This is a genomic window from Mesorhizobium sp. P2_F8 (assembly GCF_056403655.1).
Genome location: NZ_JBFUFB010000008.1, coordinates 59,121 through 72,421, shown reverse-complemented (window position 1 = coordinate 72,421; position 13,301 = coordinate 59,121). Strand labels below are relative to the sequence as shown.

13 protein-coding genes are annotated in these 13,301 nt (G+C 63.5%); 7 read left to right on the top strand and 6 right to left on the bottom strand.

What is annotated here, in order from left to right; translation table 11 throughout:
* Positions 1-3: 3 nt before the first annotated feature.
* The 7 genes from fdhF (at position 4) to AC1DZP_RS20410 (ending at position 7,072) form a co-directional block, all read left to right on the top strand.
* Positions 4-2,916, top strand: coding sequence for a formate dehydrogenase subunit alpha (fdhF, locus tag AC1DZP_RS20440; protein ID WP_477304935.1), 2,913 nt, complete (start codon positions 4-6; stop codon positions 2,914-2,916).
* Positions 2,917-2,918: 2 nt separating this feature from the next.
* Positions 2,919-3,749, top strand: coding sequence for a formate dehydrogenase accessory sulfurtransferase FdhD (gene fdhD, locus AC1DZP_RS20435; protein ID WP_457151684.1), 831 nt, complete (start codon positions 2,919-2,921; stop codon positions 3,747-3,749).
* Positions 3,739-4,050, top strand: coding sequence for a formate dehydrogenase subunit delta (locus AC1DZP_RS20430; RefSeq protein WP_477304933.1), 312 nt, complete (start codon positions 3,739-3,741; stop codon positions 4,048-4,050). The genes fdhD and AC1DZP_RS20430 overlap by 11 nt, the downstream gene beginning before the upstream one ends.
* A gap of 107 nt (positions 4,051-4,157) precedes the next feature.
* The gene (locus AC1DZP_RS20425; protein WP_477304931.1) at positions 4,158-5,711 is read left to right on the top strand and encodes an alpha/beta fold hydrolase; all 1,554 of its coding nucleotides are present in this window, start codon (positions 4,158-4,160) and stop codon (positions 5,709-5,711) included.
* 109 nt (positions 5,712-5,820) lie between these two features.
* Complete coding sequence (locus tag AC1DZP_RS20420) at positions 5,821-6,300, top strand: carboxymuconolactone decarboxylase family protein (RefSeq protein ID WP_184877289.1); 480 nt, start codon at positions 5,821-5,823, stop codon at positions 6,298-6,300.
* Positions 6,301-6,387: 87 nt separating this feature from the next.
* The gene (locus AC1DZP_RS20415) at positions 6,388-6,750 is read left to right on the top strand and encodes a nuclear transport factor 2 family protein (protein ID WP_477304929.1); all 363 of its coding nucleotides are present in this window, start codon (positions 6,388-6,390) and stop codon (positions 6,748-6,750) included.
* Between the two features lie 7 nt (positions 6,751-6,757).
* Positions 6,758-7,072, top strand: a complete 315-nt coding sequence (locus AC1DZP_RS20410; RefSeq protein WP_095082641.1) for a hypothetical protein — start codon at positions 6,758-6,760, stop codon at positions 7,070-7,072.
* Between the two features lie 47 nt (positions 7,073-7,119).
* On the opposite strand, the gene AC1DZP_RS20405 is transcribed toward AC1DZP_RS20410, so the two are convergent.
* The 6 genes from AC1DZP_RS20405 to AC1DZP_RS20380 all read right to left on the bottom strand — a co-directional run bounded on the left by AC1DZP_RS20405 (position 7,120) and on the right by AC1DZP_RS20380 (position 13,214).
* Positions 7,120-7,605, bottom strand: a complete 486-nt coding sequence (locus AC1DZP_RS20405) for an ester cyclase (RefSeq protein WP_477304927.1) — start codon at positions 7,603-7,605, stop codon at positions 7,120-7,122.
* Between the two features lie 38 nt (positions 7,606-7,643).
* Entirely contained in the window at positions 7,644-9,071 is a 1,428-nt protein-coding gene (locus AC1DZP_RS20400; RefSeq protein ID WP_477304925.1) for a gamma-aminobutyraldehyde dehydrogenase, read from the bottom strand.
* A 29-nt stretch (positions 9,072-9,100) separates the two neighbouring features.
* On the bottom strand, positions 9,101-9,916 hold the full coding sequence (locus AC1DZP_RS20395) for an ABC transporter permease (protein ID WP_477304924.1): 816 nt from the start codon (positions 9,914-9,916) through the stop codon (positions 9,101-9,103).
* Positions 9,906-10,874, bottom strand: a complete 969-nt coding sequence (locus AC1DZP_RS20390) for an ABC transporter permease (protein ID WP_457154419.1) — start codon at positions 10,872-10,874, stop codon at positions 9,906-9,908. The genes AC1DZP_RS20395 and AC1DZP_RS20390 overlap by 11 nt, the downstream gene beginning before the upstream one ends.
* Positions 10,871-11,869, bottom strand: a complete 999-nt coding sequence (locus AC1DZP_RS20385) for an ABC transporter ATP-binding protein (RefSeq protein WP_095082651.1) — start codon at positions 11,867-11,869, stop codon at positions 10,871-10,873. Before AC1DZP_RS20385 ends, AC1DZP_RS20390 begins: the two co-directional genes overlap by 4 nt.
* Before the next feature lie 190 nt (positions 11,870-12,059).
* Positions 12,060-13,214, bottom strand: a complete 1,155-nt coding sequence (locus tag AC1DZP_RS20380; protein ID WP_477304922.1) for an ABC transporter substrate-binding protein — start codon at positions 13,212-13,214, stop codon at positions 12,060-12,062.
* Positions 13,215-13,301 lie beyond the last annotated feature (87 nt).

The window sequence follows — 13,301 nt, the reverse complement described above, 5'->3', positions numbered from 1 at the left end:
CAGATGAACATCAAGGCCGACTTCCCATCACTCGTCGAAGAGATCGACTACGGAACCCCGCAATCGAAGGCGCAGAAGCAGGTCACGCTGAGCGTCGACGGCCGCAGCATCACCGTTCCGGAAGGCACCTCGATCATGCGTGCCGCGATGGAAGGCGGGGTCGAGATCCCGAAGCTTTGCGCCACCGACATGCTGGACTCTTTCGGTTCATGTCGTGTCTGCCTCGTCGAGATCGAAGGGCGCGGCGGCACGCCAGCGTCCTGCACGACACCTGTCGGCGAAGGCATGGTGGTGCATACGCAGTCCGGGCGGCTTGACGCCATTCGCCGCGGCGTCATGGAGCTTTACGTCTCCGACCATCCGACCGGCTGGAACGAGACGGCCGGAACCGGAGCCAGCGAGTTCGACATGGTGGCGAAGTCGATCGGCTTGACCGAGAACCGCTACGGCATCGAGGGCCGCAACCACGTCAAGCAGGAAAACGGCGTGGCACCCGGCCATGGCTCGCTGACGGTCGATTACATCGCACGCGACGAATCCAACCCGTATTTCACCTATGATCCCACGCAATGCATCGTCTGCTCGCGCTGCGTGAGGGCCTGCGAAGAGGTGCAGGGCACCTTCGCGCTGACCATCGAAGGACGTGGTTTCGAATCGAGGGTTTCGGCGGGAATGCACGAGGCGTTCATCGATTCGGAATGCGTGTCCTGCGGCGCCTGCGTGCAGGCCTGTCCGACCGATGCGCTGCGCGAAAAAACAGTCCTTGCCAAAGGCCTGCCGGAGCGCTCGGCCGTCACCACCTGCGCCTATTGCGGCGTTGGCTGCTCGTTCAAGGCCGAAGTGAAGGATGACGAGGTCATCCGCATGATGCCCTACAAGGAGGGCAAGGCGAACCACGGTCATTCCTGTGTGAAGGGCCGGTTCGCTTATGGCTACGCCACCCACAAGGACCGCATCTTGTCGCCGATGATCCGCGAAAAGATCACCGACCCCTGGCGCGAGGTGACCTGGGAAGAGGCTATTTCCCACACGGCCAAAGAATTCCGCCGTATCCAGTATCAGTACGGCCGCACCGCGATTGGCGGCATCACCTCGTCGCGCTGCACCAACGAGGAAACCTACCTCGTCCAGAAGATGGTGCGGCAGGGCTTCCGCAACAACAATGTCGACACCTGCGCGCGCGTCTGCCACTCGCCGACGGGCTACGGGCTCGGCCAGACCTATGGCACCTCGGCCGGCACGCAGGATTTCGACTCCGTCGACTACACAGACGTTGCCGTCATAATCGGTGCCAATCCCGTTTCGGCCCACCCGGTGTTCGCCTCGCGGCTGAAGAAGCGGCTGCGTCAGGGCGCCAAGCTGATCGTGCTCGATCCCCGTCGCACCGAGATGGTCAAGTCGACACATGTTGAAGCGGATTATCACCTGCCGCTGAAGCCCGGCACCAATGTGGCGGTGCTGACGGCGCTGGCGCATGTGATCGTCACCGAGGGTCTTTTCAACGAGGCCTTCATTCGCGAACGTTGCGACTGGGCGGAGTTCCAGGATTGGGCATCGTTCGTCGCCTTGCCGGAAAACAGCCCTGAAACCGTTGGCAAACTGTCCGGCGTCGATCCGGAGCTAATCCGTGGCGCGGCGCGTCTCTATGCTACCGGGGGCAACGGTGCGATCTATTACGGCCTCGGGGTGACGGAACACAGCCAGGGCTCAACCACGGTGATGGCGATCGCCAACCTCGCCATGGCCACCGGCAATATCGGCCGGCCGGGCGTCGGCGTGAACCCGCTGCGTGGCCAGAACAATGTGCAGGGCTCCTGCGACATGGGCTCGTTCCCGCACGAACTGCCGGGCTACCGTCACATCTCCGGCGAAGCCGTGCGCGACATCTATGAAAGCCTGTGGGGCGTGAAGCTGGACGACGAACCCGGCCTGCGCATCCCCAACATGCTGGACGCCGCCGTCGACGGCAGCTTCAAAGGCATCTACATCCAGGGCGAAGACATTCTGCAGTCCGATCCCGACACCAAGCATGTCGCCGCCGGTCTGGCTGCCATGGAATGTGTCGTCGTGCATGACCTCTTCCTCAACGAGACGGCGAACTACGCGCATGTCTTCCTGCCGGGCTCGACCTTCCTCGAGAAGGACGGCACCTTCACCAATGCCGAGCGTCGCATCAACATGGTGCGCAAGGTTCTGGAGCCGAAGGCGCGCTACGCCGATTGGGAGGCGACGCAGGAGCTTGCCCGGGCGATCGGGCTGGATTGGAACTACCGGCATCCCTCCGAGATCATGGACGAGATCGCCCAGACGACGCCGAGCTTCGCCGGCGTCTCCTTCGAGTTGCTCGACCGTGTCGGATCCGTGCAATGGCCCTGCAACGAGAAGGCACCGCTCGGCACCCCGATCATGCATATCGATGGTTTCGTGCGCGGCAAGGGCAAGTTCATCCGCACCGAATATGTGGCAACGGACGAAAGGACCGGCCCGCGCTTCCCGCTGCTGCTGACCACCGGCCGCATCCTGTCGCAGTACAATGTCGGCGCGCAGACCAGGCGCACCGACAACATCATGTGGCACAGCGAGGACCGGCTGGAGATCCACCCGCACGATGCGGAGAATCGCGGACTGCGCGACGGCGACTGGGTCCGGCTGACAAGCCGCTCAGGCGAGACGACGTTGCGCGCGCTGATCACCGACCGGGTGTCGCCCGGCGTGGTCTACACGACCTTCCATCATCCGGACACGCAGGCCAACGTCATCACCACCGACTTCTCCGACTGGGCGACCAACTGCCCGGAATACAAGGTGACGGCGGTGCAGGTCGGCGCCTCCAACGGCCCGTCGGAATGGCAGCGCGACTATGACGAACAGGCCAAGCAGAGCCGGCGCATCGCCTCGCTGCAAGCGGCGGAGTAGTCTTGAGCGAGCGCCGCAAAGCCACGACGCAGGTCTCGCGGCTGGCGCGTCGCGCGAGCGGGACGACGGCTGCCAACCGGATGGTGCCGGAAGAGACGCCGGTGGCGTTCTCGTTTGCCGGCACCACCCATGCGGTGATGATGGCAAGCCCGGCCGATTTCGAGGATTTCGCGCTTGGCTTCTCGCTGACCGAAGGCATCATCGCCAAGCCTGACGAGATCGAAGCCATCGAGGTCGAGGATCATGGCGCCGGCATCGATATCCAGATCCGGTTGAAGGACAGCGCTAATACGCGTTTCGAAGCGCGGCGCAGACGACTGGCCGGTCCGGTTGGTTGTGGCCTGTGCGGCATCGAATCGATCGAGGAAGCGATGCGTTCGGTCGACGCGGTCGGTTCGTCGACGCTTACATTTGATGCCGACGATATCGTCCGCTCGGTCAAGCTTTTGTCGAAAGTGCAGCCGCTGCACACGGAGACCGGAGCCGTGCACGCCGCCGGCTTCTATATGCCGGACAAGGGCATCGTCATGGCGCGTGAGGATGTCGGCCGCCACAATGCGCTCGACAAACTCGCAGGTGCGTTGGCGAAAGCCGGCATCGACGGCTCAACGGGCGCTGTGGTGGTGACGTCGCGCGTTTCGGTCGAAATGGTGCAGAAGACGGCGGCTATCGGCGCCGCAATCATCATCGCCGTTTCGGCGCCGACCGCGCTCGCCATCCGCACTGCGGAGGCCGCCGGGATGACACTGGTTGCGCTGGTTCGCGGCGATGATTTCGATATTTTCACCCACCCCGACCGGGTGGTTTGCGGAGTTGCCAAGCATGTCGCATGACGAAGAACACATCATGAGCACCAGCGAGAAGCTGGTGCGCATGGCAAACCAGATCGCCGATTTTTTCCATTCCAAGCCGCGCGAGGAAGGCATTGCCGGCATCGCCGAGCATATCAACAAGTTCTGGGAGCCGAGGATGCGGCGGCAGTTGTTCGATTTGCTGGACGGCGGCACCGAGAATTTCAACGAGTTGGTGGTCGCCGCCTCGGCCAAGATCAGGCGACCGATCACGCCGGCTGAGGCCGACCTCCGACTCGGGCTCGAGGCCTCCCCGGCCGACGTTACCGCTTCGCAAAAATAGCGCCGAGGCCGCGCCTATACTTTCCATCGCTAAAGTTTGAACTGCCGCGATCAGGCTGTTCTGCTATGGTTTGACGACCAGAAATCGTCAGGCCGGGGCGGAACCTCGTGAGGCCGATCGAGACCCGATATGCCCGTAGCGGCGATGTGCGGATCGCCTATCAGGTGGTCGGGCAGGGATCGTTCGATCTCGTCTTCGTGCCCGGCTTCATTTCCAATCTCGACCTGCACTGGGAAGACGAAGGCTACAGCCGGCTGCTGAAGCGGCTTTCGGCATTCTCGCGGCTGATCCTGTTCGACAAGCGCGGCACGGGACTGTCCGACCGCGTCGACGCGCACCACCTGCCCAGCCTCGAAACGCGCATGGACGATGTGCGTGCCGTGATGGACGCGACCGGCAGCGGCCGGGCCGCACTGCTTGGCGCCTCGGAAGGCGCGCCAATGGCGATGCTGTTCGCCGCCACCTATCCGGAGAGGACGCGGGCGCTGGCGCTCTATGGCGGCTATTCGCATTTCCACAAATGGGTGATGCCGCCGGAACGCCTCGAGGCCTTCATCGAGACGGCTGAAACGTCATGGGGCACGGGTGCCACCTTGCCCAGCTTCGCGCCGGGCCGGGTCGACGACCCCCATTTCACCCAATGGTGGGCCCGCTTCGAGCGGTTGTCGGCAAGCCCGACCGCAGCGGGCGCGCTGGCGCGCATGAACGCAGGGATCGACGTGCGCGGCGCGCTGGCGGCAATCCGCGCGCCAACGCTGCTGATCCATCGCCGCAACGATGTGCGGGTCGATCCCGACGCCAGCCGCTTCCTGGCCAAGACCATCCCGAATGCGCGGCTGGCGGAAATCCCCGGGCGCGACCATCCGATCTGGACCGGCGATGTCGATCGGGTGGCTGACCTGATCGAGGAATTCCTGACCGGCCAGCGCGCCGTGGCGGAAGCGGAGCGCGTGCTGGCGGCGCTTTTGGTGACACGCATCCATGACACGGCGCGGCTCGGCGACCGCATGTGGAGCGAACGCAGCCAGCGCTCCCAGGAAACATGGCGAACCCTTGTCGGACGCCATGGCGGGCGCTGCATGGAAACGCATGGCGAAGTGATGATTTCACGTTTCGACGGACCGGGGCGTGCCTTGCGAGGCGCAGCGGCATTGCGCGACGCAGCGCAGGACATCGGCATAGCGAGCGCGCAGGGGGCGCATGTCGGCGAGGTCGAGTTGCGCGGATCGCCGGAAGGGCTGACAGCTCGCGTGACGATGCAACTCGCTGCTCATGCCGGGCGCGGCGACATCCTGGCATCGCGGCTGGTCGCGGAGCTGGCGGCCGGCTCAGGGCTCCATTTCGCCGATGCCGGTCGCATCAGCATCGATGAACTGGACGAGCCGCTGGCGCTCGTGCTGGCGATGTCCGAACAGCATCTGGAACCGGCCTGCCGCCCCAAGGCCAGGTCGACGGAGCCGGCTTCGCTGACGGCGCGCGAGAGCGAAGTTGTGAGCCTGATTGCCGATGGCAAGAGCAATGCCGCGATTGCCGCCGAGCTCGGGCTGAGCGAGCACACGGTCAAGCGCCACGTCGCCAATATACTGCTCAAGCTGGACCTGCCGTCGCGGGCCGCGGCAGCGGCATTTTCCGCCAGGCACACTGGCCCGGACGGGCCATAGGAGCCATGGCGCTTTCGGGCGAAGCGGCGCGTGGCCTGCAGGCGCTATCAATTCTCTCCATGCGGGCCAGGCGGATGGCGCCGGGAAAGGCCTGCCAAGGGAGGATCAAATGCTGAAGTCAAACCGGACACTCGGATCGCTGGTGATTGCGGCAGGTGTTGGAGCGTTGTTCGCTATAGCTCCCGCAAAGGCCGAGGATGCGTCTGCGACAGCCGCCTACAAGGACATCCAGGCGACGCTCGGCTCGGTGCCGGACATGTTCAAGACCTTGCCGGATGTGGCCGTGGCCGGCGCCTGGGCCGAGATCAAGGGCGTGCAGCTCAATCCGAAGACCGCACTCGACGGCAAGACCAAGGAACTGTTGGGGCTCGCCGTCGCCGCGCAGATCCCATGCCAATACTGCATCTATTTCCATACGGAGGCGGCCAAGCTCAACGGCGCCAGCGACGAGGAGATCAAGGAGGCGGTAGCGATGGCCGCGATCGTGCGCCACTGGTCGACGATGCTCAACGGCAGCCAGGTCGATCTCGCGACCTTCAAGAAGCAGACCGACGCCGTGTTCGCGGCCGTCAAAGCCAAGTCGCAGTGAGGAAATCCCTGCCCGGCGATAAGCGCCCGGCAGCATCATGATCATCGACCGCCCGATCGCGAAGACGGGCATATGGAGGACAAGAAAATGCTGACCAAGACACAGAGCGTAGACGGCGCGGCGATCAAGAAGGCGATCGAAGGCCGTGATGGAAAGATGCTGTCGAGCTTCTATTCGGACGATGCGCTGGTGMGGGTAATCGACCGCAACAATCCGCCGAGCAAGCCGCGCGAAATCCGCGGGCGCGCGGCGATCAGCACGTTCTGGGACGACATCTGCAGCCGGGCGATGACCCACAAGGTCGATACCACGATCGCCGATGGCGACAGCCTCGCCTTCACCCAGGCCTGCACCTATCCGGACGGCACGAAAGTGTTCGCGGCAGCCATGCTGGAGATGAAGAACGGGCGGATCGCAAGGCAGACTGTCGTGCAGGCCTGGGACGAGTGAGGCGTCCATGTTCAGCGCCAGATGGCAGATCGACGCCAAGTTCGGGCACAAGCAGACCGTGCTCGAACTGATGAAGAAATGGGAACGCGAGATCGGCTCGCAGGTCGGCCTCGCCGACCTGGAATTCCAGATCATGACCGGATCGATCGGCGCGCGGGAGGCGACGATCGAATCCCACCACAAGGTCGAAAGCCTGGCCCAGTTGGAGGCGTTCTTCGCCAAGATCGGCAAGATCGACGCCCACGCCAAATGGGGCAAGGAGTTGGAGCCCTATGTCGTGTCGGGCACCAGCCTGTGGAATATCTATCGCATCGTGGAGTAGTGGCCGACGCCCTTCTCCCCGGCAACAGGGAGAAGGGCAGGCGGCGACTACATCAAGCCAAGCTGCTTGTAGAAGCCGAGCGCATCGTAATAGTCGCTCTGGGTGGCGATCTTGCCGTCCTTGATCGAGAACATCGAGGCCCCGGTGAAGGAGAACTTCTTGCCTGTGGCGGCAGTGCCGTCGGCCCAGGCGCCGGTATTGGTGCCGGCAAATTCCCATTCGAACGAGACGCGGTCGCCCTCTACGACAGGCGCGCCCTTCATCGTCCACACCGCGTCGGGGACTGCTTTCAGGAAATTGTCGATGACGCCGGTCTTGGCGGCTTCCTTGCCCTTGACCGGTTTGCCGACAGAAGCGTCGTAGTAGGTGACGTCGTCGGCGAAGTAGCCGGCCGCCTTGGCCGCGTCATGGGCGTTCCAGGCGGCGACATAGGCTTCGACCACCGATTGCGCGGTGTCGGCGGCAAAGGACGGCGCCGCGACAAAGAGCGCGGCGGCGACAGCTGCGGATGTCAGAAATTTGCGGCGATGCATGGTTCTTTCCTCCGTTGTTGATGGCTTCCTTCAGCGCGCTAGCCGTGAGCCACCATCACATGACGCACGGCGGTGTAGTCTTCCAGCGCATAGAGCGACATGTCCTTGCCGTAGCCGGATTGCTTCAACCCGCCATGCGGCATCTCGTTGGTCAGCATAAAGTGGGTGTTGATCCAGGTGCAGCCATATTGCAGGCGGGCAGCCGTCGCCATGGCGCGCGAGACATCCTTGGTCCATACCGATGACGCCAGGCCATAGTCACTGTCATTGGCCCAGTTCACCGCCTCGTCGACCTCGGAAAAACGAGTGACCGACACGACCGGGCCGAACACTTCTCGGCGAACGATCTCATCTTCCTGCAGCGCGCCGGCAACGACGGTCGGCTGGTAGTAGAAGCCCGACCCCTCACCCGGCTTGCCGCCGGTGGTGATCTCGATGTGTTTCAGTTCCGAGGCGCGCTCGACGAAGCTCGACACGCGGTCGCGCTGGCGGCGCGAGATCAGCGGGCCGATCTCGTTTTCGGTGTCGTCGGGGCGATTGTACTTGATGGTCGAGACGGCCGAGGAAAGATCGGCGACGAGCTTGTCGTAGATCTTCTTGCCGGCATAGATTCGGCAGGCGGCGGTGCAATCCTGGCCGGCATTGTAATAGCCGAAGGCGCGCAGGCCGTTGACCACCGCGCCGAGGTCGGCGTCATCGAAGACGATCACCGGCGCCTTGCCGCCGAGTTCGAGGTGCGTGCGCTTGACCGATTTGGCGGCCGCCTGCAGCACCTTCTTGCCGGTGGCGACATCGCCGGTGATCGAGATCATGTTGACCTTAGGGTGATTGATCAGCGTGTTGCCGACGCTCTCGCCGCGGCCGAGCACGACATTGACGACGCCTTCCGGCAAGATTTCGGCAAGGATTCTTGCCAGCTTCAGTGCCGTCAGTGGCGTCTGCTCCGACGGCTTGAAGACCACGGTGTTGCCGCCGGCGATCGCCGGCGCCAGCTTCCAGGCCATCATCATGAGCGGATAATTCCACGGTGCGATCGACGCGACGATGCCGATGGCGTCGCGGCGCACCATCGAGGTATGGCCGGGCAAATATTCGCCGGCGACCACGCCTGGCATCGAGCGAACGGCGCCGGCAAAGAAGCGGTAGCAATCGACGATCGCCGGGATCTCGTCATTCAGCACGGCGTTGATCGGCTTGCCGCAGTTGAGCGCCTCGAGCGTCGCGAACCCTTGTGCCTCGGCCTCGATACGGTCTGCGATCTTCAGGAGATAGCCGGAGCGCTGCGCCGGCGTGGTTCGTGACCACGAGACGAACGCTTGTTCGGCGGCCGTGACCGCCGCCTCGATCTGGGCGGGGCTGGCTTCGGGCAGGTTGAGGATGGTCGCCCCGGTCTTTGGATTGAGGATCGGCTCCTCGGTTTCGGTGCCCTTCTCGAATTTCGAGCCGATCAGCATCTGGGTGTCCATGGACGTCTCTCCCTTACGAATTCGTGGATTTACTTGCCCGAACCAGCGATCTGGTCGCCATCGCGCGTCAGGTAATAGGCGGCGAGGATCGGCAGCAGCGTCACCAGCACGACGACCATCGCGACGACATTGGTGACCGGGCGCTGGCGCGGTCGGATCAGCTCTTCCAGCATCCAGATCGGCAGTGTCTGCTGCTGGCCGGCGGTGAAGGTGGTGACGATGACCTCATCGAAGGACAGAGCGAAGGCCAGCATGCCACCGGCCAGCAGCGCGGTGGCGATGTTGGGCAGCACAACATGGCGGAAGGTCTGGAAACCGTCGGCGCCGAGATCCATCGACGCCTCGATCATCGAACCCGAGGTGCGGCGGAAACGGGCGACGGCATTGTTGTAGACGACGACGACGCAGAAGGTGGCGTGGCCGAGCACGATCGTCCAGAACGAGAATGGAATGTCGGCCAGCGAAAAGGCCGAGCGCAGCGCGATGCCGGTGATGATGCCGGGCAGCGCGATCGGCAGGATGACCAGCAGCGAGATGGTTTCGCGGCCGAAGAACTTGGTCCGTGACACTGCCGCCGAACACAGCGTGCCGAGGACCAGCGCGATCGCGGTCGAGATCGCGGCAACCCTGACCGACAGCGACAGTGCCTGCCAGACATCGGGCCTGTTCCAGGTGACGGCGAACCACTGCGTGGTCAGACCGGGCGGCGGCCAGACAAAACTCTTCTCCTCCGTCGTGAAGGCATAGACGAAGATCAGCAGAATCGGCAGATGCAGGAACAGCAGCCCGCTGGCGGCCGCGATCTTCAGGCTGAGCGGAGCCGACTGAGAACCATCAGAGCGCATCGAAGGCCCCCATGCGCTTGGCGCCCCAGAGGTAGAAGCCCATGATGACGATCGGCACGACGGTGAAGGCGGCGGCGAGCGGGATGTTGCCGGCGGTGCCTTGCTGGGAATAGACCGCCTGGCCGATGAACAGGCGCGAGGTGCCGATGATCTGCGGGATGATGTAATCGCCGAGCGTCAGCGAGAAGGTGAAGATCGATCCGGCGACGATGCCCGGCAGCGCCAGTGGGAACAGCACATTGCGAAAGGTCTGTCCCGGCGAAGCCCCCAAATCCGACGAAGCCTCGACCAGATTGCCCGGCACGCGCTCGAGCGCCGCCTGCACCGGCAGGATCATGAATGGCAGCCAGACATAGACGAAGACGATGAAGGTGCCGGTGAACGACACCGACAGGGAATTGCCGCCGACGACCGGCAGCGACAGCCAGGCGTCAATCAGCCATTGCAGATGCAGCTTGCCGAACAGCCAGGTGAGGATGCCTTCCTTGGCGAGAATTAGCTTCCAAGCGTAGATCTTGACCAGATAGCTCGACCATAGCGGCAGCATGATGCCGAGATAGAACAGCGCCTTCCAGCGGCCACGGGCATAGCGCGCCGCGTAGTAGGCGATCGGAAAGGCGATGATCGCCGAGGCCAGCGTGACCAGCGCCGCCATCGTCACCGTGCGCAGGATGATGTCGAGATTGGCCGCCTGGAACAGGTCGCCATACGTCTTCAGAGTGAACTGGCGGTTGATGAGGCCGGAAAACTCGTCGATGGAGAAAAAGCTCTGCGCCAGCAGCGCGAACAGCGAGCCTATATAGACGATGCCGAGCCACAGAACCGGCGGCAGCAGCATGAGGAGCAGCAGAACCTTGGGTCTGCGCCAGAAAAGATCCGATAGCGCGCCGCGCAAGCCACCGCTGCCCGGCAGGATGGCGGGCGCCGTGGCGCGCGGGATGGCGGCGTCGAGGCTCATACCGGCTCGTCCATCAGGTGCAGGTGCTCGCGGTTGAAGGTGAGCACGACCGCCTCGCCTTCCACGGGCAGCGGGTTGCCGGCCGGCACGATCGCATGCAGCTTCAATCCGTCGGCATCGAGCGCGAGTTTTGTCGTGGCGCCGAGATAGTTGGTCGAGACAAGGCGAGCGGAAACGCCTTCGCCACTTGCAGTGCGGCCGACGCGAATGGATTCAGGCCGCAGGCTGCCCCAGCGATGCTGGCCGCAATAGCGCTGGACGAAATCCGGCGGCAGCACGTTGGAGGAACCGACGAAATCGGCGACGAAGCGGGTCTTCGGCCGCTGGTAGATATCCTCCGGCGTGCCGATCTGCATGATCTTGCCATCATTGAAGACGGCGACGCGGTCGGCCATCGACAGCGCCTCGCCCTGGTCGTGAGTGACGAAGACGAAGGTGATGCCGAGCACTTTCTGCAGCGACTTCAGCTCCTCCTGCATGTTCTCGCGCAGCTTGAGGTCGAGGGCGCCGAGCGGCTCGTCGAGCAGCAGCACCTTGGGCTGGTTGACCAGCGCACGGGCGAGCGCGACGCGCTGGCGCTGGCCGCCGGAAAGCTGGCCGGGGCGGCGGGCGCCATAGCCGGGCAGCCGCACCAGCGACAGCGCCTCTTCAGCCGCCTTGTGCCGTTCCGCCTTGCCGATGCCCTTGACCATGAGGCCATAGGCAACATTGTCGAGCACGCTCAGATGCGGGAACAGCGCGTAGTCCTGGAACACGGTGTTGACGTTGCGTCGATAGGGCGGCACGCCCTCGGCGCGTTCGCCGAAGATCGAGATTGAGCCCGAGGTCGGCTGCTCGAAGCCGGCGATGAGGCGCAGGCACGTTGTCTTGCCGGAACCGGACGGCCCGAGCATGGCGAAGAACTCGCCCGGCGCGATATCGAGATCGACCGCATCGACGGCGCGAACGCTGCCGAAATGGCGCGAGGCTTTCTGAAAGGAAACGGCGGTGGTCATGGGTTGTCCTGATCTGTCAGGCTCATCAAAATCAAGCGGCTGCGCTGCCCCTCATCCGCCTGCCGGCACCTTCTCCCCGTATAGTGACGGGGAGAAGAAAGCGCTCCTACGCTGGCGACCCCCTCTCCCCGTTCTTCACGGGGAGAGGGTAAGGGTGAGGGGCAGCGCCGAGCTCAGCAAAGAGGCGAAATCACCTCCCGCCGATGACGCCGATATAGTCCGACACCCAGCGGTAATAGGGCACGCACTGGTCGTTCTCGGTGGCGCATTTCGACACCGGAGTCTTCCAGAACTTGATCTTGTCGAAATTGTCGTAGCCGTTGGTCTTGCAGCCTTCGTCGGTCAACAGCTCGTTGCCCTTGCAGGCGGCGGGCACGACCGGCAGCGAACCGAACCAGGCCGAGACATCGCCCTGCACTTTCGGCGACAGCGAATGTTCCAACCACATGTAGGCGCAGTTGGGGTTAGCCGAGTCGGCCTCCATCATGGTGGTGTCGGCCCAGCCGGTGACGCCTTCTTCCGGCACGGTCGACGCGACAGGTTTCTTGGCGGCGACCAGCGCATTGACCTGATACGGCCATGAGCCGGAAGCAACGACGCCTTCGTTCTGGAAATCGTCGACCTGGATAGCGGCGTCATGCCAGTAGCGGCCGACCAGCGTGCGCTGGACGCGCAGCAGTTCGAGCGCCGCCTTGTACTGGTCCTCGTTCAGCTCGTAGGGATCCTTGATGCCGAGTTCCGGCTTGTGGAACATCAGATAGTTGGCGGCGTCGGCGATATGGATCGGCCCGTCATAGGCCTGGACGCGGCCTTTGTTGGACTTGCCGTCCGGCAGCTTCATTTCCTCGAAGACGATGTTCCAGCTCTTGGGAGCTTCCTTGAACACCTCGGTGTTGTACATCAGGACGTTCGGACCCCACTGGTAGGGAACGCCATAGTGCACGCCACCGACGGTGAACCAAGGAGCGTCCTTCAGTCGTTCGTCGACAGTCTTCCAGCTCGGAATGAGATCGGTGTTGATCGGCTGCACGCGCTTGCCGGCAACGAGGCGCAGCGATGCATCGCCCGATGCGGTGACGAGGTCGAAGCCGCCCTCGTTCATCAGCGAGACCATCTCGTCGGAGGTGTTGGCGGTCTTGACGTTGACCTTGCAGCCGGTTTCCTTCTCGAAGGAGGTCACCCAGTCATAACCCTTGTCGGTTTCGCCGCGTTCGATGTAGCCCGGCCAGGCAACGATGTTGACCTGACCTTCGCCCTTGCCAATTTCCTTGACCTGGGCAACGGCCTGACCGGAGAAGGTCAGCGCGACCGTCAAAGCAGTGCATGACTTCAGGAATGAATTCATCATCGATCTCCCATTTTGGCGCCTGACCCCGAAAGCCGGTTTCGGTCTTCGCTAGGGGTCACGCGCGGACTGAAAAACTGTCAGTTC